We start from the raw sequence: 17,717 nt of genomic DNA on the forward strand, positions 1-17,717 counted from the left end.
GCGGACGGTCGAGGGGCGGGTGCGGGTCATCTCCGGTGACGACGGACGAGTGGGACCCGAGCGAGACGCTCACGTCGAACTCGACGAGGGGAGTCTGTGCCGGGACGAGCGACTCGGCGTCGGTCACGCTCGTCTACGACAGCGGCCGGTCGGGGAACGTCATCGCCGACATGGAGGTCCCGGTCGTCCGTGACGTGTTCGAGATCTCGGGCGGGCAGGTCGTCCCCAACCACGACTACGAGGCCGAAGCGACGGTCCTCGGTGCGGGCTACACGCTGGGGGCCGGTGGGTCGAACATCCCCATCACCGTCGACGTGACCGTCGGCGACGACACCGACCGGCCGTGGGGTGCGGATATCAACGACGGCGCGAACCCGCGGTCGACGGTGTACGCCGACCAGTCGGCGGGGACGGGCATCTCGGTCACTGCCGACCCGGACTACGGTGCGCCGGTCGACTCCGAGGCGGACGCCGGGGAGTACGTCCACGTGCTGAAAGACGGCGACACGCCACCGAACCTCGCGGGCTTCGGCGATCAGGACAGCGCGGCGAGTTACGTCGCGCCGTATCTCGACGAGGACGGGAAGATCGACCTGCGTGACAACCAGGCCATCTTCCTGTTCGAACTCAGCGGGTCGACGACCGGACCCGCCGCGGACTTCCAGGACGTCGTGGTGCTGGTCTCACTGACCCCCGAGACCGACCGGGAGGTCGACGAAGGGTCGGGCGAGGGGTTCATCGCCTGTCCCGAGACGTCGTAGGGGTCGCCCGACGGACACCGCGGCGTCCCGTTCACGAACCGGGAGACGGATCGGTCGACCTCGACTCGTCGGGATGCAACAGGTAACTATTTGCGTGACATTGGTGACGGATGTGTATGCGCTCACCGCTAGACCGAGCGGTCACGGTCGGTGTCGTGCTCCTGCTCGTGGGGGGGTTGAGCGGTGGGTGGGGACTGTATCTGGAGGCCACGGACACCTGCATGGAGGGGTACGGCGTGACCGTCGACGAACTGGACCCCGGTGAGACCGCGCCACTGGCGACCAACAAGGTCGACTACGGCAACCTCTCGTCCGACGAACGACGGGTGTTCCGCGAGGTGCTGGACGCCGAGGAGTCGCCGATATACGAGAACGCGAGCGACGTCTCCAGCGTCGCCAACACCGTCGTCACGTACCGCGGCACGCGCTACTGGGTCGGACCGCTGTTCGTCAACGACTGCCCGCCCGACGTCTCGCGTATCTTCGTCGTCACCGGAGGCGCGGCGTTGCTCTTCGGCGTCCTCGTCCTCGCCACGTTCTACACGGTCCGAGAACTCCGCTGAGCGACGCCACGTCTTCGGTCCGACGGGTCCGCCTCGTATCGAAAGCCCGAGCGACGACCACACCGTGAATCGTCCCCGATCGGTCGGAACGGAATAATTCCACACACGACTGACACGCCGTTTAGAGTGTGTGGCCCTTCGACACGTGTCGACGTTCCTAAGTGTCGTGGCGCTGAACACGGGATAGGAGTCATCCGGCACCACGGGTCGCTCGACGGAACGAAGGTGGATGGGTTTCCCCCGTGCTGGCCGAGATGGGTCCTGAACCGAGGTGGGGACGACGCCTCTGACAATCGTTCTCCTCCACCTCTCTCTTTCGCTACGGAGCACTCGCGCCGTCGTCACGCGGGGGAGAGAACCGCTCCGGAGAGCACCTCGGTGCTCGGTATCGGTCGTCCGGTCGTGGTGTTTCTCCGGTCGCTCCAGGCGAAACGGAGGGGTCGTGAAAGACCGTTATATTCGTCTCCCGAGTCGTACAGTCCCACACGCTCGACCGTCGACGCGGACGGACTGTCGGTGACGCGCCCGCCTCTCGACTCCGGGCGACCCTCGCGTTCCACGGGGGTTTCCCGGCCGCGACGGTCGCCCCCGTGTCGATTCGTGAGGGATGTCTTCCGGTCGCTGCGTCCGGAAACGAAGGGGCTATCCCCGGCCCGTCTCCTACGGTAGCGTACTCCTCGTGTCCTCCGTTCCGAACCCGATTCGCCTGGTCGTCGCAGCTATCGGTTCCCTCCTCGTCCGTCTCGGCCTCCTCGACGACGAACGCGCCCGCCGAACCGCGGACCTCGCGTGGCCACGCATCGTCACCGGTATCGCCCGCATGTCGCGGAGTGCCGTCGACGTGGCGATGGTCGGTACCGCCCTCGGCACCGCCGCCATCGGTGGGGTCGGCCTCGCCAGTCCGTTCTGGGGCCTCGCGTTCGCCGTCGGTGGCGGCATCGCGGCGGGCAGTATCGCACTCATCTCCCAGCGCTTCGGCGGGAGGTCCCTCGACGGTATCGGCCAGGCGGTCCGGTCCAGTGCCGCCGTCGTCGTCCTCCTCACGCTCCCGCTGGTCGCCGCCTTCTGGACGTTCGCACCGGAACTCGTCGGCTTGCTGAGCGACGAACGGGCCGTCGTCGACTACGGGTCGGCGTATCTGCGAGTCGTCTCGCTCGGCGTCCCGTTCGCCGCGCTCAACCTCATCGGATCGCGGGTGTTCATCGGCGTCGACGACGCCTGGACGCCGATGGTCGTCCGCTCGGGCGGGGCCATCTCGAACATCGCCATCAACGCCGTCCTCATCTTCGGGTTCGACATGGGCGTCGTCGGAGCGGCCCTCGGGACGGTCCTCTCGAACGTCCTCGTCACGGCCGTCTTCGCGGGCACGCTCGTCACCGGTCGCCTCCCCGGTGTCGGGGAGTTCCCCGTCCGCGTCGACCCGTTCGGGCCGTATCTCTCCCGCGACGTGGTCCGGCAACTCGTCACCATCGGCCTGCCCGTCATCGGCCGAAACGGCGTCTGGACCGTCGCGGAGTTCCCCATGCTCGCCATCGCCGCCCTCTACGGTCAGGAGGTGCTCGCGGCGTTCGTCATCGCCCGACGCATCTGGGGGTTGATGAACACGCCCGGATGGGGGTTCGGCCTCGCCTCCAGCAGCCTCGTCGGCCAGGAACTCGGCGCGGGACACGAGACCACTGCCGAGTCCTACGGCCGCGAAATCATCCGCTACGCCGTCGCCGTGTACGTCCTCTCCGGTGCCATCGTCTTCGTGCTCGCGGACCCCATCGTCCTCGCGTTCGTCGACGACCCGACCGCTCGCTCGGTGCCGGTGGCGACCACGCTGGTCCGGGTCGCCTGTCTCGCCATCGTCTTCCAGGGCATCTCCGGCGGGTCGGCCGGACCGCTCGACGCCAGCGGCGACACCCACTGGCCGTTCGCCAGCCAGTTCCTCGGGATGTTCTGTTGTTCCATCCCAATAGCGTACCTCGGCGCGACCACCGCGCTCGGCATCCTGGGTCTCTACCTCGCGTTCGTCGCGGAGACGGCCATCCCCGCGGCGCTCAACTACTACCGGTTCCGCTCGAACGTCTGGAAGCGCGTCAGCCGTGACTACCGCCCCGGCGCGACACCCGCCGACGACTGAGCGACCGACTCGTGCCGCCGACCGCCGCCGTCGACGGTCTCGCCGACCGTGTTGCCGCCTCAGCGCGTGAGGCGGTAGGTGCGCGCGCGGTTCTCGCCGTCGGAGATGACGAGGTCGTACTGCACCAGCTTCGAGAGGTAGTTCCGGACCGTCCGGCGGGTCATCGGGTCGTCGACACGCTCGGTGTAGCGGTCGTACAACTCCCCGGCAGACTGCTCCCCGTACTCGTCGAGCACGTCGTACAGCGTCCGCTGGTGTGGCGTGAGCGTCTCCACCGTCGACTGTCGTATCTCCCGGCGGGCCCCCGGTATCGCACCGTCGACGACGTCGTCGCCGATGGTGTCGTCGCCCGCTCGGGTCGCGTCTCGGGCGGCGTTCCTGAGGATGCCCAGCGCGACCCGTGCGTCCCCGGCCGCCGCGTCCGCGATGCGGCGTAACTGGACGTCGGAGACGCTGTCGGGGTCGAGACCCCAGTCCACCCGGTCGCGCATGATGGTGACCAGTTCGTCCTCGCCGTAGTGGTCGAACCGGATGCGCCGGGCGCTCTGGAGTCGACTCACGACCCGGTCGTCCAGGTCGACGAACAGCTCCTCCTCGCGGTTGGCGACGAGTATCATCGAGAGGTTGGGGACGCGGTAGAGGTCGTAGAGCACCGCCGCGTCCTGTAGCTGGTCGACCTCGTCGAGGACGACGACGTACGGCGGTCCGTCGTACGCCTGGAGTCGCCCGAGCAGTTCGTCGTGTGGCGTCGACCGACGGTGGACGTCGGTGGTCCGGTTCAACCCCTCCAGGATGTGGTACAGCGCCTGGAACCGAGAGTAGTGTTGCCAGCAGTTGACGTACTGGGACTCGATGTCGACGACCGCCTCGCGGAGTCGGTCGACGGTGTACTGGGCGATGCAGGTCTTCCCGACACCCGACGGGCCGAACAGGAACGCCGTCTCTCCCCGCTCGCCGTCGACGATGGGGTCGAGTGCGTTCGTCAACTGGTTGACCTCGGCGTCACGATGCTGGACCTCACGGGGGACGAACTCCGGCTGTAAGACCCGGGCATCGCGTATCACGTCGAGAAGATTCCACGTCGAACGGCATAAACGAAATGGGGTCGGTTCCGATTCTTCCGATTCTCCCCGCAGTTCGTCGGTCGGTTCGTCCGACGACGTGCGCTTCGAGTACTCTGGCCGGTACACGCCGCCGAGACGGTGTCGCAGCGACCGGTGCGGTTCCGCGTCGGGCGCCGGGAGCCACTCCGACCCCACGTCCCCCGTTCCCGGACGCTACGCTCGGAGAGCGCCCCGCTCACTCGTCCGGCGCGACGATGTCGACGTCGTGGTCGGCGGCGTCGGCGTGAACTGCCGCGAGTCGCTCCGCGAGCTCTCGCTCGGCGGCACGGCCACGGAACTCACACTGGGTACAGACGAGACGCCACCACTCCTCGCCCATGCGTGTCCTTCTCTATCGGCGTGTATGACTCTTTACATCGTCGGTGACTGTTCGACAGGGGTTTCTTTCTCCGCAACCCTGTGTTCTTTGGTAAATGGGCGTTCAACCGTGGGTATGAAGCGGGAGTCGGGTCCGTCGAGGTCGCCGGCCGAGCGAGCGGACCGTCCACTCCGATATCGGTCCGAAGCCGACCCGGCGGGCGGTCGGTCGCTCCTCAGAACCGTCAGTGAGGGGTTAGCGGACCTGCTCGACGAGGACCCGGCGTCGCTCGAACCGCCTCTGGCGACGGTCGCCGCGTGGGACGCGCTCGAACGTCTCCTGACGGAACACGGCGGCGACGGACCCTCCCCGATTCACTACATCGAGTTCGAGTACGACCGGTTCTCCGTGGCGGTGTACGGCGACGGCACGGTCTGTATCTACGACGCCGAGTGACGACGGGACTCCGATAGACACAACCACCCGCCGAGCGCACGCTCCGGTGGCCGATGACGACACACTCCGTCCGAACCGGACTCGGCACCCGGTCGTGACGACCCCTATGAGTGCCGAGGCCCTCGCCGTCGACGAACGCTCTTCGCTCCCTCGCGGTCGACCGAGCGACCGCTCGGCAGGCGGGCGAGCGGTCGGGTCACGCCTCCGGTGCTCAGTCCTTCGGCGTGACCTTCGGGGCGACCCACTGGACCTCGATGACCCCGTCGCGGACGAGGAACGTGTCGCTCACGTGTTCGTAGGTGTTGTCCGGCGTCTCGGCGTGCCAGACGATGAACGCGAGGTCGCCCTCGGTCGTCCGGTCGTCGAGCGTGAACTCGACGCCCTCCTTCCCGAACTCCTCGAAGAAGCCAGCGAAGAGCGTCTCTATCTCCTCGAGGCCGCGGTAGCTCTCGCCGCCGGGTAAGAGGACGACCGAGTCCTCGCCGTAGTCGGCGAGGTTCTCGTCCATGTCCTGATTGCCGAACGCTTCCAGATGATGACTCAGCGTGTCGTCTGTGCTCATGGTCCCGTCTCCCGCCCGGCCGAGTCGACTCGGTCGGGGGAAGCTGTCAGTAGAGCGGGCAGAGCCAAACCAGTTCCGGCGGGGGTCGTCGTCTCGCTCGCCGTCGGACTGCCGCTCACCGGTGGGCGTCACACGGTCGGAGACAGGTCGCTGCCGGTGAGAGGGACTGGTCCGTCTCGCCGTCGGACTCGGAGGGGAGTGGCCGTCCGGTGGGTCGTCGGAAGCGAGCGAGTTCGGTCCGCGCGCACTCGTCGAACCGTAACAGGAGTCGCGGCTTCTTCCCCCGAACTGGGGGGTACGGGTCACCACAGCGGCTCTCCTCGTAGTCGAACTGTGCACGCCTGACGGCTGCCGGGGCCCACGGGTAGCCACTGACCATCGGACTCACGATGGCGGCCCCCTCCTCGGTACGAATCGTCCCGTGGTCGTGTCGGAGGCCGAGCGCGTGGCCACACTCGTGGAGGAGCACCTGGATCGTCCGGAGTGAGAAGCGGTCGGGGACGACCACGTCGGTCGCTTCGGCCGGCGGCGCACGGACGATCTCCGCGGCCCCACCGACGGCGGCGACGTAGGGGATGCCCGCGCCCGTCGGCGCGTTCCGCATCGACCCGTCGGTGACGAGCAGGTTCACGCCGTCGACGGCGTCGAACCGGCGACCGGACGTCCCCGTCAGGAGTCGCCGCGGCCACGTCCCGTCGACGACGAGGCGATAGGCGTTCTCGGTTCGGAACGACACGGTCCCGCCGAACGAGACGTCCACCGAGATGCGGAGGCTCTCGAAGGCCCGTTCGACGTAGGATTCGACCCGCTCGCGGAGACCGGGGTACAGCGCCGCTCGCTCGGTCGCCCACCACCGAAGCTTGATGGTGCCGACGAGCGTCGAGGCGACCCCGGCCACGCCGACCGTACCGGCCGCGCCGAGGCCGAGCAGGACGTGACGTCGGCGCATCAGTCGGTCGATGGGTCTCGACGGTCGCTGACATCGCACGTAGCGCACGGCCGGTGTCGACTCATACGTCTTCGCACACCCCGACGATGCTTGGCTCTGATGGATGTCGTCGAATCCGGGACAGTCCTGGCCGGTCCACGACGGACCAGCGAGGGGTCCCCGAAGGCGGGTCGCTCACCGCGCGAGCGACCGGGTAGTCGTCACTCGCGGTCGAGACGCGGCGAGAGGAAAGTCGGGTCAGTCGATGTGGCCTTCGCGTCGGAGCTGCTCGGCGTCCTGGCCGCTGTAGCGCCACTCGATGTTGGCCTTCTCGTCCTGCCAGGACCACGGTTCGACGAGGACGACGTCGCCCTCGTTGATCCACGTGCGGTACTTCATGCGACCGGGAATCCGGCCCATGCGGCTCTTGCCGTCCTGACACTGGACGCGGACGTGGTTGCCGCCGTTGTGTTCCGTGACCACCGCGAACAGCTCGTCGTCGTTGGGCATTCGGAGGTTCCGACGCCCGGACTCTTCGCTCATACGCTTACTTCGTGGGGACACGGTAAAGTCATCCGATACACGATATAGCGTACCACGGTCGCGGGTGGTGCTCGACGAGGCCCGATACCGCTCCGGTCGAACTCGGAGCCGTCGCTCACGAGTTCGGCCGTCTCCGGAACCTCCGTCCGGTCACCGCCACGGCCGCCATCGGGAGCGGAGTCGGGCGGCGTAGCCGTGGCCGACACTCGCTCTCGTCACTCCTCGTCTTCGATGTCGATAACGGTCGGGTCGTCGCCTTCGGTCGCGGCCGCCGTCTCCTCGGCGACCCCCTCTACCGCCTCCCCGACGGTCTCGGGGTCGACCCGTTCGACCAGGAACGTGACGAGCGACGCACCGGCCCGGCCGGCGGCCTCGCGTGCGACGAGGCCGGTGACGCCGCTCCCGACGACCCGGTCGGCCAGTCGCCGCGCGACGAGTTTGCCCGCCGGACCGCCGAGTGCGTCGCGCAGGCCGTCGCCGTCGACGGCCTCCTCGACGGCGACCCCGTTCTGGAGCGCCTCGACGTCGATGGCCTCGAACAGGTCGCGGGCCACGTCGACGAGCGTCAGTGCGTCCAGTCCGGTGTCGACGCTGTCGAGTGGGTCTCCGTCGGGCGAGTCCTCGCTCATCGGCCGGTCACCTCGGTCGCTGGTCGGGACACGTCTCCGGTGAGACGCGGGCGACGGATGGGGCCGTGGCTTGCCCACGCGTCGTCCGCGAGAAGGGAGTACGGTCGGCCGTCGTCTACAGCGACTCCGTCTCGTCGACGTCCTCCGCTATCTCTTCGAGGTTCCGCTCCTCGTTGTACTCCGCGTAGCCGTCGCCCTCGCTGCGCCCGGTCAGTTCGCCGTAGAGCGCCTCTCGGACCTCCTCGGGCGTGTCGTACTCCTCGCGCTGGCTCATCCGGTCGAAGACGCTCCCGAGTGACTCCGTCTCGTTCGGCATGTCGAGTGGCTGGTCGGCGTACTGCTGGGCCAACTCCTCGTTTCGGACGGGGTACTCGTGGTCGCCGAGGTCACGCTCGACGTCGTCGAGGATGCGCTCGACGCTCTCCGCTCGCTCGTGCTTGCGCTGTTCGGAACGGTCCTGAACGTCGTCTCGGGCCATACTCCGGCTACTCGTGCCCACCACAAATCCGTGTGGGCTGCCAGCGCGTCCCGTTCACTCCACCGGCATCCACAGCGCCCCGTGGACGACGATGGGGTCGTCGGGAGCGACGATGTCGCCGAACGCCGTCGGCGGCCGTGGCTCGACCAGCGGGCCGAGGTCGACCCCGTCGAGGTGTGCCGTCGCGGCCGAGACGTGCGTGATTCGCTCGGCGTCCGTCCAGTACCGCGCCCCGGTGTCGGTCCGCCCGCCGACTTTCAACCCGTTGACGTCGACGAGTGTCCGGAGCGACCACGTGGCGACGGCCGTTCCGACCCGCGAACGGGCGAGACGGTCGGGAGTCAGGCGGTTGGCCAGCGTCAGTAGTCGCGTCCGGAGCGTCGAGGTGACGGTGAGCGTCAGGTCGACCGACCGACCTTCGCCCCGCGCGGTCACGCTGAGCACTCCGTCGTCGTCCCACGTCCACTCCATCGTCGCCGGGACGACCACGTCGACGACGTGGTAGCCTCGGACGTCCGCGACCGCCTCGGGGTGGTCGATGAACAGCGTCCGCTCGTCGTCGGGGCCGACGACCCACACCTCCGAGTACGCCGACGTGCTGGTCGGCGTCCCGACGAAGTCGACCAGCATCACCGCGTGTCCGCTCTCGAAACTCAGTGGCGGCGTGAACAGCCCGCGAAACGGCCGGAGCGGTCCGTCGGGGACGGGCCGAGGCCGACCGTGCTCTTCGAGTGCCAGACGTCGCCGTCGTATGTCAGCAGCGGACAAGAAGGTTGACAGCGTCCGGGATTCGGGACCGACTCGGTGGCGGAGACGACGGTCCGCTCGCGGCGGCCTCAGTTCGTCGAGACGATCTCGACGACGTCGCGGTGTTCGAGGTGGTGACTCGACCCAATCTGGCGTTTCGATCGGCAGTCGACGCCGTGGAGGAGGCCGTCGCCGATGTCCGAGTGCAGGAAGTACGCGAAGTCCTCCGTGGTGGCCTCCGGCGGGAGGAGGAAGCAGTCACGCAGCACCTTCCCCTCGTCGGTGACGACGCCGTTCGAACTGCCGGGGAAGACGGCCTTCACGCCGAGTTCGTCGAACAGCGCGGTTTCGAGGGCGGACTGGACGCCCGTCTCGCCGAACGCGTCGAGGAAGTCCCGAATCCGTTCGAGACCCCGTTTCTGTTCCATCGAGCAGTCCGCGAGGATGTCGAAGTCGGCCTCGCCGGGGGTGTAGTCGACGACGCCCTTCTCGTCGGCGCTCTTGAGCGCCTTCTCCGCGTGTGCGCTCGCGGGGACGATTTCGAGGTGCTCGTACTCGGGGTCGCTGGTTATCTCCTCGAAGTTCGCCTGCGCCTCGGGGGTGTCCATCTTGTTCGCCGCGACGACCATCGGTTTCGTCCGGATGCGCATCTCGCGGGCGAGTTCGAGACGGTCCTCGGCGTCCCAGGTCTCGGGGTCCAAATCGAGGCCGAGGGCGAGGACGACCTGTTTCACCTGGTCCTTGTTCGTCCCGAACGCGTTCATCTGGTCGGCGACGTACTCCTCGATGGCGGGTTCCGTGCCGGCGTAGGCGTTCTCGAACTTGTCGACGGCCTTGTTCAGGATGCCGAGGTACCACTGGTCGAGTTCCTCTTCGAGGAAGGCGATGTCCTCGCGTGGGTCGTGGCCCTCGGTGGGTTCGCCCTCGATGTCCGTCGTCCCGGAGAAGTCGACGACGTGGACGAGCACGTCCGCCTCGTTGAGGTCCGAGAGGAACTGGTTGCCGAGACCCTTCCCCTCGTGTGCCCCCGGAATCAGTCCCGCGACGTCGACGAGTTTGACGGGGACGAACCGCGTCCCGTCCTCGCAGTAACCGGTCTCGGGCGTGCACGTCTCCTCGAAGTCCGGGGCCGCACAGTCGACGCGGACGTACGCCTCGCCGACGCTGGGGTCGATGGTCGTGAACGGGTACGCGCCCTCGGGGACGTCGTTCATCGTCGCCGCGTTGAAAAACGAGGACTTCCCGACGGAGGGTTTCCCGACGAGACCGATCTTGTAACTCATTGAGCGGGTTCGGCGAGCGGGCCGCTAATGGGTTGCGACTCTCGGGCGCTACGACCCGTGTGAACGGGGTGCGTGGCCGTCGGCCCCCGTCAACACCCTCGCCTGCCTCGCTCGCGGCTCTCCCGAACGCTTCGGACACGCGGCCGAACCGGTGGGTACGGACGTCAGTGACCTCGACCCCGTCGCCCTCGTCGTGGGCCACGACGTGGAGACGGTGCGAGCGAGACTCGACGAAGCGGGAATCGCGGTCGAACGGGAACTCGACGCCCCCACGGGCGCGACGGGTGTCACACCGGCCGTCTACGTCCGCGACCCGCTCGGCTACCGCGTCGAACTGAAGAGCGCGACCGGCCACGCCGACGCCCGACACGGTCTCACACTACTCTCGACTGATCTATATAGCAGAGAAATTTTCAGATAGATTCGGCTAAATATCATCCTGTATGGTGAGATTCATCATGGTCGTTGCTGAGGCAGAGACATTACCATGGCAACAGTTACACGGTGTTTCAGGGCGTGAAGATGCAGAATCGTTCGGGACGTGTGCTACCGATTCTCAATTCCTATCACGAAGATGGAATGTTTTTTATACCCTGAACTGTTTCTACAGAGTACGAGCCGAGGTCGCCCGCGTGGTGCCTCGGACCGCATCGCTCGCAAACCACACCTGACACAAACACCAATGTCACGACACCCCCGCTTCGACGGCTGGACTGACTCTCGAACGCCGTGCGACTCACAGTCGCTCGTGGCCACGTTCGCGCTCGCCGCGTTCGTCCCCGTCGCCTTCTGGGCGATGGAGTTCCCCACGACCGCCGCACTCGTCGGTGCCTTCCTCGTCGCACTGGCGCTCTCCGCACGGTACGCAGTTTCGGCCGCCGCTCACCGGATGGACGGCCGCACGGCCGCCATCCGCGTTCCGGGTCTCGACACGCAGGTCGAGGTCCGCCTCGCGGCGCGCCCGAACCGCTAACACCGCTCGACCGCATCGACGCGCTTGACGCGGCACCGAACGTGCCAGCGGGCACGCACGTGCCGGCAGGCACGCGGTCCACGGTACGTCACGGGCGTCGTCGTGACAAACACCCTCTAGCATACGAGGGGTCGTTCCGCTACTGTCATTTCGCGGGGCCGGGGTCGCCGCCACGACCTCTCCCCGTCCTCACTCACACGCTCACGAGCGGCCGCTTCCTGCGGTTCGGCGCTCTTGAACCCGTTCGACGAGCGCCCGCCCCACGCGGTACGCGTTCTCGGCGGCCACCTCGTTGGCGTGTTCACCGGTCTCGAAGTCGAGGTTCTCGTGGGCGCTCCGGTCGGCCGGTGGTCGGTCGTAGTTCGCCACCCCTCGCACGACGACGTACCGGTCGAGGGCGTCGAAGCGGTCGAGCGTGACGACCATCCCCGCCGCCTCCATCTCGGTGACGCGGTACGGCGGTGCGCCGTAGGCGTCGACCAGCCACTCGGCCTGTCTCGCCAGCGACTCGCCGTGCCAGAACTCGCCACCGGAGAGGACCGTCCCTCGCGTGGCCTGCGGGACGCGCTCCCCGGCCGTCCGGAGGTCGACCCTCTCGGCGACGTCGACGGCGAGGTCCGCGAGCGCCGAATCGAGGTCGTAGACGTAGTCGCGTTCGCGCCAGTACAGCAGGTCGATGGGTCGGTCCTCGTCGTCCGTGACGCGGTGTTTCCTGTCCCAGTCGACCACGCAGTCACCGACGCAGACCGACCCGAACGGTCCCGTCTCGGGGGGGCCGCCGGCAATACCGGCCGTGAGGAACGTCGCCTCGGAGCAGTCGACGCGCGGCGAGGCGAACAGCGCGGTGAGCGTCGTCGCGGCGTCGGCCTTCCCGATACCGGTGGGGACGACGCCGACACCGTCGTCGGTGACGCGAAGCGGTTCGTGCAGGCCGGGGAGCGTGAGTTCCTCGGTGAACGAGAGACCGCCCAGCCACGGGCGGAGTTCGAGGCCGATGGCGGGGAGGACGACGACGCGAAGCGTGTGCGGAGTCATACCCGTCCTCGCGGACGGACCGAGAAAACAGTTCCCGAGCGCTCGGACCGCTCCCCTCAGACGAGGTCGGTCAACGGGTCGAGCGTCTCGAACTCGTACGTCGGGTCGACCGACAGGTCGTCGTCCGCGCGGTGCTCGCGCCGGAGGAACACCGAGTCCACCCCGGCGGCGTGGGCGGCCTCCACGTCCGTCTCGCTGTCACCGACGAACAGGGCGTTCTCGGTGCCGATGTCGGCCAGCGCGCGTTCGACGAAGTGCGGGTTCGGTTTCTTCCGGCGCACGTCCTCGATGGTCGGTCGCCGGCCGTAGTACGTCTCGAACTGTTCGCGCAGGTCGTAGTGGTCGAGGATGTACTCGATGGTCGCGTGCTGGTTCGAACTGACGATACCCAGTGGGACGTCGAGGTCACGAACCACCTCGGCGTCGTCGTACATCGGCTTGCGCCCCTCGCGGACCTCGCGTCGCTGGACGGTGGAGTAGTTCGTGTCCCGCCGATACCAGAAGTCGGCGGTGTCGAGGCCGTGACGGGCACACATCGCTTCCAGTCCTTCGGGAGTGACCGAGGAGAGAACCCTCGACAGGTCCTCGTCGCTCGGGTCGACGTCGAAGTGCGAGAAGGCGTCGCGGGCGGCCCCCCGGAGCACCTCCCAGTCGGTGATCTCGGTGAGCACCCCGTCGTTGTCGAAGACGATGGCGTCGTAGGTCACGCGCTCACCTTCGACCCGGTCGGCCTCAACCTACCGGATGACGTTCGCCTCCAACTCCCGCGGGAAGTACGTCAGCACCTCGAACCCGTCCTCGGTGACGACGACGGTGTCGGAGTGACGATAGCCCGCCTCGTCGGTGTAGATGCCGGGTTCGATGGTGTAGACGTGACCGACCTCCATCCGGGCGTCCTCGGGAGCGTACTCGGTGTCGTCGGACTCGCAGTGGGCGGTCCAGCCACGGTCGATGTACGGCGGTTCGTGCCCGTCCATCCCGATGTTGTGCCCGACGTGGTGCTGGGCCAGTTCCGAGACACCCTGTTCCTCGAAGTAGTCGGCAACCGCGCGGTCCACGTCCGCGACGAGCACGTCCGGGCCGAGTGCCTCGATAGCGATGGTCTGGGCTTCCAACATCAGTTCGAAGTAGTGGGCCTGCTCGTCGGTCGGTTCGCCGACGAACATCGTCCGTTCGAGTTCGGAGTGGTAGCCGTCGACGTTCGCCGACGCACCCGTGACGAGGACGTCGCCTTCTTCGAGGCGCTGGTTCGGGGTGTGGCCGTGGGGGAGCGCCGTCTCGTGAGCGCTGATGTAGCCCGCGTGGACCGGCCCGCTCGCCCGAACGCGTTCGACGTAGCGACTCCCGAGCGTGTCGAGCATCGCCCGCGAGGCGTCCGTCGAGGCCTGCTGACTCACCGTCGCGGGGTGTGCGCCGGGTTCGGTCAGGTCCGCGAGGTAGCGGTGGCCGAGGTTGGCCCACTTCGCGGACTCGCGGACCAGCGCGACTTCGGCCTCGGACTTCGCCCAGCGCATCCGGGGGACCCACGACTGCGTCTCCACGTCGAGGAACTGACTCAGCGCGGGGCCGGTGTAGCCCATCGTCCCCGGCGCGCCGTCGCTGTCGGCGAGGACCGTCTCCGCACCGAGTTCGCGGAGCATCGACGCCGCCGCCTCGATGGGCCGCCCGCCGGGGTAGTCGAAGTAGTGGTGGACCGCGTCGACGCGGGGGTTGCCCTGCACCCGGTCGACTTCGAGGCGCGGGACGACCAGCGCGCACTCCTCGGGGGTGACGCCGAGGACGACCGGTCGCTCGGTCTGGATGTGGGCGAACCCGGTGAGATACTCGATGCTCGTCGCGCCGAACCAGACGCCGGCGTCCGCGTCGCTCTCGGCGATGCGCTCGCGTATCGTGGCGAGGCGCTCGTCGTACTCCGCGTCCGGGAGTCGTGTTGCCATGTGTGAGCGACCGGCCCGCCTCACAAAAGCGTTCCCGGCCCCCGTGACCGACGGGGTCGGTCAGTCGGTCTCGGCCGGCGTGGGTTCGACACCGACCGCTCCGTCGACGACCGTCCGGTCCGGTATCGCCTCCGGTGACGTCGCCCGGACCGAGAAGAGGCGTTCGAGCCACGACAACTCACGAGGATTCGCCTTCTCGACGGTGTGGTAGTCGATGGTCAACTCGCCGTCGGCGTCGTGCAGGTGGAAGTAGTTCAGCCGGTAGGAGGGTCGGTAGACGCTCGGGAACGGCGTGAACGGTGTCTTCACGCGACGGAGTATCTTCAGCCACGTCCCGGTGTTCAGAACGTACCGGCCGTCGAGTTCCGTCAACGACGCCCGATGGGTGTGGCCGTAGACGAACGCGACGACGTCGGGGCGGTCTTCGAACACCTCGCTGGCGGCGTCGAGGTACCGCCTGTCCGGCCCCTCGTCCTCGACGAGTTCCTCCTCCTCGTCGGGGACGAAGCGGAACCGCCTGAGCGTCCTCCTGACGTCCCGTCCGAAGAAGAACAGCGGGACGGCGAACACCAGCGACAGCAGGACGAACAGGATGTTGATGCCGATGACGACGTTCACCGCGTCGCCGACGACGCCGAGGGCCGTGAGGTACGTCTCTAGTTCGAGCGCACGGATGCCCGTGACCGTCGCGGCGACGTCCGAGACCAGCACGAGCAGGCTGACGTAGAACGTCACCAGGAACGGGACCGAGGCGTACCGGAGGAACGGGCTCATCTCCCGGTAGTAGTAGTTCGAGGCCATCCAGCGTGGAATCTCGGTCATCGGCTGGACGGACTGGATGTCTTTCAGCCAGTTGTACCGGCCGCGGTCGGAGAGCCGTCCCGCCGTACTGGTGACGTGCCGGTTGACGAAGTACCCCGGCGGGTTCGCGTACGGGTTCCCGAAGTCCGGGATGCGGTTGTTCGGGTCCTGTTGCATCCCGTGTTCGATCCAGATTCGTCGACCGTCGAGGTCACGGAGGAGGTGGAGTTCCTGTTCGAGCGTAACGTGGTACGCCGCGAGGCGCTCGACGTACTCCGGGTAACAGGCCAGTTCGTAGTCGTGGTTGCCCGGAATCAGCGTGATAGTGACGTGCTCGCCGGTCGCACGGAACTGCTCGAACAGGCGGGGGTAGCTCTCGGTCAGCACCTCGAACTTCTCGACGCCGTCGACGTCGGTGAACTCCCAGAGGCCGAACGCGTCGCCGAGGACGACGAGTTCCGCGCTCTCGCCCTCGACCGGGTCCCGGTATCTCGATTCGAGGTCCCGCAGGAACTCGAGGAACTCGGCTTCGAACTCGCAGTGGCGCAACTGCTCGTCGCCGCCGATATGCAGGTCACTGACCAGGTAGTAGTTCGTCGCCATGCGGTGAGTCGCCACTCGGTTGGTGCGCCGGTGACATGAATCTCGCGCGTCTGTGGACCGTCACCGTCGCGCGTCAGTTCGTCTCGACGACCGTGTTCCGGAGCGTCCCGACGCCCTCGTAGGTGATCTCGACCTCGTCGCCGGGTTCTAAGAGCCCCGGATTGGCGGGACTGCCGAAGGCGACGACGTCCCCCGGCTTGAACGTGAAGCGCTTCGAGAGGTACGCGACGAGTTCGCGTGGCGAGAAGAACATCTGCGCCGTCGTGGCGTCCTGCCGTTGCTCGCCGGCGACGTACGTCTCCATCCGCACGTCGTCGGGGTCGAGGTCCGTCTCGACGTACGGGCCGAGCGGCGCGGAGCCGTCGAACGCCTTGCGGGCCGTCCGTCCGACCTGGTCGAGCGCGTCGAGGTCGTTCATGACGGTGTACCCTCGCAGGACGTCGTCGACCTCGTCCTCGTCGACGTCGTGGCACTCCACGTCGACGACGGCGGCCAGTTCGCCCGCGTAGGTGAACTCCTCGGTGAAGTGGGGGTACTCGACGTCGGCGTCGGGTGCGAGCACCGAGACGGGCGGTTTGATGAAGAAGTCCGGTTCCTCGGGGGCGTCGTAGCCCATCTGCTCGACCGTCGCCGCGAAGTTCCGGCCGACGCAGTAGAGCGCCGTCGGTTCACACGGTGCGAGCAGGTCGTACTCCGACTCCTCGTAGCGCGTGCCGTCGTCCGTCGTCACCCCGCCGTCCTCGTAGTGACCGGTCCGAACGCCGTCGTCGGTCGTGATGCGTGCGAGTTTCACGGTCGACACTCCCGGCGCTGGGTGGTAGGTGTTGTGTCACGGGGTCGGTGGCCGGTCGGTGACGGCCGGTGGCCAGCGAGGCGACCGACTCAGTCCGCGAGGTTCCGCAGGTGGGCTTTCGTCCCGCCGTTCTCGTAGAGCGTCCGGTAGTTCGCGGCGACGATGCCCGCCGCTCGCTCCATGTACTTCGGCGTCGCCCCCGCCACGTGGGGCGTGACGATGACGTTCGAGAGGTCCCACAGCGGCGACGCCGCGGGGAGCGGTTCGGTCTCGAACACGTCGAGTGCGGCCCCCCGAATCACGTGGTACTGAAGTGCGCTCACGAGGGCGTCCTGGTCGACCACCTCGCCGCGAGCGACGTTGACGAGGACGCCGTCCTCGCCGAGCAGTCGCAGTTCCTCGCGGCCGACCATCCCACGGGTCTCGTCGGTGAGCGGGCAGGCGACCAGCAGGTAGTCCGACCGTTCACAGACTTCGGCCAGGCCGTCGGGGCCGAAGCACTCGTCGACGACGCCGGGGTCGGCCGAGGGATCGCGCTTGATTCCGAGCAGGTCCATCTCGAACGCGCCGGCCAGTTCGGCGACGCGCGTCCCGATGGCCCCGACGCCGACGATACCGAGGGTCTTCTTCATCAACTCGCCGGTGGGGTAGCGCTCCCACACCCCGCGGTGCTGTTGCTGCATGCCGGTGAGCAGTCCACGCTCGAACGCGAGCAGGTAGCCGACGACCTGTTCGGCGACGGGTTCGGCGTGGACTCCCGAGAGCGTCGTCAACGCGACGTCGCGTTCGGCGAGCGCCTCGCGCGGGTAGCCGTCGACACCGGCCGAGAGCGCCTGTACCCACTCCAGGTCGGGCGCGTCGTCGAGGTAGTCGGCGGGAAAACGGGCGGCGACGACGGCTTCGGCGTCGTCGAGAGCGTCGAGGAAGTCGGGTTCCGTTCGTGGGCAGTCGAGCGTCACCGACGGGAGTTCGTCGGCGAGCGCCTCACGCAGGTCCGCGGCGGCGGACCGCGAGACGGTGTGCGTGAGCAGGAGGCGATCCATGCTCCTCGCTAGCCGCCACGTGTTATGAACGCTCG

Annotated in this window: 20 protein-coding genes and 1 pseudogene; 6 read left to right on the top strand and 15 right to left on the bottom strand. The window is 67.7% G+C overall.

The genetic code is table 11. The annotated features are described in order from the left end of the window. The 3 genes and pseudogenes from GQS65_RS03875 to GQS65_RS03885 all read left to right on the top strand — a co-directional run. Positions 1–761 (top strand): annotated as a pseudogene (locus tag GQS65_RS03875) (hypothetical protein); the annotation flags it as partial. A 116-nt stretch (positions 762–877) separates the two neighbouring features. Next, positions 878–1,324 (top strand): hypothetical protein, encoded by a 447-nt coding sequence (locus GQS65_RS03880; RefSeq protein ID WP_158203367.1) that lies wholly within the window; start codon positions 878–880, stop codon positions 1,322–1,324. A 679-nt stretch (positions 1,325–2,003) separates the two neighbouring features. Then, complete coding sequence (locus GQS65_RS03885; RefSeq protein WP_368279804.1) at positions 2,004–3,449, top strand: MATE family efflux transporter; 1,446 nt, start codon at positions 2,004–2,006, stop codon at positions 3,447–3,449. Positions 3,450–3,508: 59 nt separating this feature from the next. On the opposite strand, the gene GQS65_RS03890 is transcribed toward GQS65_RS03885, so the two are convergent. Further along, on the bottom strand, positions 3,509–4,513 hold the full coding sequence (locus GQS65_RS03890) for an AAA family ATPase (protein ID WP_368279805.1): 1,005 nt from the start codon (positions 4,511–4,513) through the stop codon (positions 3,509–3,511). A 235-nt stretch (positions 4,514–4,748) separates the two neighbouring features. Further along, the gene (locus GQS65_RS03895) at positions 4,749–4,892 is read right to left on the bottom strand and encodes a hypothetical protein (RefSeq protein ID WP_158203369.1); all 144 of its coding nucleotides are present in this window, start codon (positions 4,890–4,892) and stop codon (positions 4,749–4,751) included. 114 nt (positions 4,893–5,006) lie between these two features. Here GQS65_RS03895 and GQS65_RS03900 point away from each other — a divergent pair, with 114 nt between their 5' ends. Further along, the gene (locus GQS65_RS03900) at positions 5,007–5,327 is read left to right on the top strand and encodes a HalOD1 output domain-containing protein (protein ID WP_158203370.1); all 321 of its coding nucleotides are present in this window, start codon (positions 5,007–5,009) and stop codon (positions 5,325–5,327) included. 211 nt (positions 5,328–5,538) lie between these two features. Here GQS65_RS03900 and GQS65_RS03905 read toward each other — a convergent pair whose 3' ends face one another. From GQS65_RS03905 to GQS65_RS03935, 7 genes are all read right to left on the bottom strand, one after another. Then, the gene (locus GQS65_RS03905; RefSeq protein WP_158203371.1) at positions 5,539–5,889 is read right to left on the bottom strand and encodes a nuclear transport factor 2 family protein; all 351 of its coding nucleotides are present in this window, start codon (positions 5,887–5,889) and stop codon (positions 5,539–5,541) included. Between the two features lie 115 nt (positions 5,890–6,004). Continuing rightward, on the bottom strand, positions 6,005–6,838 hold the full coding sequence (locus tag GQS65_RS03910; protein ID WP_158203372.1) for a M12 family metallo-peptidase: 834 nt from the start codon (positions 6,836–6,838) through the stop codon (positions 6,005–6,007). A gap of 237 nt (positions 6,839–7,075) precedes the next feature. Further along, entirely contained in the window at positions 7,076–7,360 is a 285-nt protein-coding gene (eif1A, locus tag GQS65_RS03915; RefSeq protein WP_158203373.1) for a translation initiation factor eIF-1A, read from the bottom strand. Positions 7,361–7,575: 215 nt separating this feature from the next. Continuing rightward, positions 7,576–7,989 carry a hypothetical protein gene (locus GQS65_RS03920; RefSeq protein WP_158203374.1) on the bottom strand — a complete coding sequence of 138 codons (414 nt, stop codon included), beginning with the start codon at positions 7,987–7,989 and terminating at the stop codon, positions 7,576–7,578. Positions 7,990–8,104: 115 nt separating this feature from the next. After that, positions 8,105–8,467: a DUF5789 family protein gene (locus tag GQS65_RS03925; RefSeq protein WP_158203375.1), complete on the bottom strand. Its 363-nt coding sequence runs from the start codon at positions 8,465–8,467 to the stop codon at positions 8,105–8,107. 54 nt (positions 8,468–8,521) lie between these two features. Beyond that, positions 8,522–9,097 carry a hypothetical protein gene (locus tag GQS65_RS03930; protein WP_158203376.1) on the bottom strand — a complete coding sequence of 192 codons (576 nt, stop codon included), beginning with the start codon at positions 9,095–9,097 and terminating at the stop codon, positions 8,522–8,524. 206 nt (positions 9,098–9,303) lie between these two features. Beyond that, positions 9,304–10,497 (bottom strand): redox-regulated ATPase YchF, encoded by a 1,194-nt coding sequence (locus GQS65_RS03935; RefSeq protein WP_158203377.1) that lies wholly within the window; start codon positions 10,495–10,497, stop codon positions 9,304–9,306. Between the two features lie 151 nt (positions 10,498–10,648). On the opposite strand from GQS65_RS03935, the gene GQS65_RS03940 reads away from it, so the two are divergent. Continuing rightward, positions 10,649–10,918, top strand: a complete 270-nt coding sequence (locus GQS65_RS03940; protein WP_158203378.1) for a hypothetical protein — start codon at positions 10,649–10,651, stop codon at positions 10,916–10,918. Between the two features lie 261 nt (positions 10,919–11,179). Further along, positions 11,180–11,470, top strand: coding sequence for a hypothetical protein (locus GQS65_RS03945; RefSeq protein ID WP_158203379.1), 291 nt, complete (start codon positions 11,180–11,182; stop codon positions 11,468–11,470). A gap of 201 nt (positions 11,471–11,671) precedes the next feature. Here the strand turns inward: GQS65_RS03945 and GQS65_RS03950 are convergent, their stop codons facing one another. The 6 genes from GQS65_RS03950 to GQS65_RS03975 form a co-directional block, all read right to left on the bottom strand. Further along, entirely contained in the window at positions 11,672–12,505 is an 834-nt protein-coding gene (locus tag GQS65_RS03950) for a phosphorylase family protein (protein ID WP_158203380.1), read from the bottom strand. 56 nt (positions 12,506–12,561) lie between these two features. After that, positions 12,562–13,212, bottom strand: a complete 651-nt coding sequence (locus GQS65_RS03955; RefSeq protein ID WP_368279806.1) for an HAD-IA family hydrolase — start codon at positions 13,210–13,212, stop codon at positions 12,562–12,564. Between the two features lie 30 nt (positions 13,213–13,242). After that, positions 13,243–14,442 (bottom strand): M24 family metallopeptidase, encoded by a 1,200-nt coding sequence (locus tag GQS65_RS03960; RefSeq protein ID WP_158203381.1) that lies wholly within the window; start codon positions 14,440–14,442, stop codon positions 13,243–13,245. A 60-nt stretch (positions 14,443–14,502) separates the two neighbouring features. Beyond that, positions 14,503–15,846 (bottom strand): metallophosphoesterase, encoded by a 1,344-nt coding sequence (locus GQS65_RS03965; RefSeq protein WP_158203382.1) that lies wholly within the window; start codon positions 15,844–15,846, stop codon positions 14,503–14,505. 73 nt (positions 15,847–15,919) lie between these two features. Further along, positions 15,920–16,639: a fumarylacetoacetate hydrolase family protein gene (locus tag GQS65_RS03970; protein ID WP_368279808.1), complete on the bottom strand. Its 720-nt coding sequence runs from the start codon at positions 16,637–16,639 to the stop codon at positions 15,920–15,922. Between the two features lie 89 nt (positions 16,640–16,728). Next, entirely contained in the window at positions 16,729–17,682 is a 954-nt protein-coding gene (locus tag GQS65_RS03975; protein WP_158203383.1) for a D-2-hydroxyacid dehydrogenase, read from the bottom strand. Positions 17,683–17,717: the final 35 nt, after the last annotated feature.

The sequence above is a fragment of the Halomarina oriensis genome (genome assembly GCF_009791395.1).
Classification (GTDB): Archaea; Halobacteriota; Halobacteria; order Halobacteriales; family Haloarculaceae; genus Halomarina; species Halomarina oriensis.

Coding starts and splice junctions, on each gene's coding strand:
- GQS65_RS03880 (WP_158203367.1), top strand. CDS start 878: ATGCGCTCACCGCTAGACCGAGCGGTCACGGTCGGTGTCGTGCTCCTG.
- GQS65_RS03895 (WP_158203369.1), bottom strand. CDS start 4,892: ATGGGCGAGGAGTGGTGGCGTCTCGTCTGTACCCAGTGTGAGTTCCGT.
- GQS65_RS03900 (WP_158203370.1), top strand. CDS start 5,007: ATGAAGCGGGAGTCGGGTCCGTCGAGGTCGCCGGCCGAGCGAGCGGAC.
- GQS65_RS03905 (WP_158203371.1), bottom strand. CDS start 5,889: ATGAGCACAGACGACACGCTGAGTCATCATCTGGAAGCGTTCGGCAAT.
- GQS65_RS03910 (WP_158203372.1), bottom strand. CDS start 6,838: ATGCGCCGACGTCACGTCCTGCTCGGCCTCGGCGCGGCCGGTACGGTC.
- eif1A (WP_158203373.1), bottom strand. CDS start 7,360: ATGAGCGAAGAGTCCGGGCGTCGGAACCTCCGAATGCCCAACGACGAC.
- GQS65_RS03920 (WP_158203374.1), bottom strand. CDS start 7,989: ATGAGCGAGGACTCGCCCGACGGAGACCCACTCGACAGCGTCGACACC.
- GQS65_RS03925 (WP_158203375.1), bottom strand. CDS start 8,467: ATGGCCCGAGACGACGTTCAGGACCGTTCCGAACAGCGCAAGCACGAG.
- GQS65_RS03930 (WP_158203376.1), bottom strand. CDS start 9,097: ATGCTGGTCGACTTCGTCGGGACGCCGACCAGCACGTCGGCGTACTCG.
- GQS65_RS03935 (WP_158203377.1), bottom strand. CDS start 10,497: ATGAGTTACAAGATCGGTCTCGTCGGGAAACCCTCCGTCGGGAAGTCC.
- GQS65_RS03945 (WP_158203379.1), top strand. CDS start 11,180: ATGTCACGACACCCCCGCTTCGACGGCTGGACTGACTCTCGAACGCCG.
- GQS65_RS03950 (WP_158203380.1), bottom strand. CDS start 12,505: ATGACTCCGCACACGCTTCGCGTCGTCGTCCTCCCCGCCATCGGCCTC.
- GQS65_RS03960 (WP_158203381.1), bottom strand. CDS start 14,442: ATGGCAACACGACTCCCGGACGCGGAGTACGACGAGCGCCTCGCCACG.
- GQS65_RS03965 (WP_158203382.1), bottom strand. CDS start 15,846: ATGGCGACGAACTACTACCTGGTCAGTGACCTGCATATCGGCGGCGAC.
- GQS65_RS03975 (WP_158203383.1), bottom strand. CDS start 17,682: ATGGATCGCCTCCTGCTCACGCACACCGTCTCGCGGTCCGCCGCCGCG.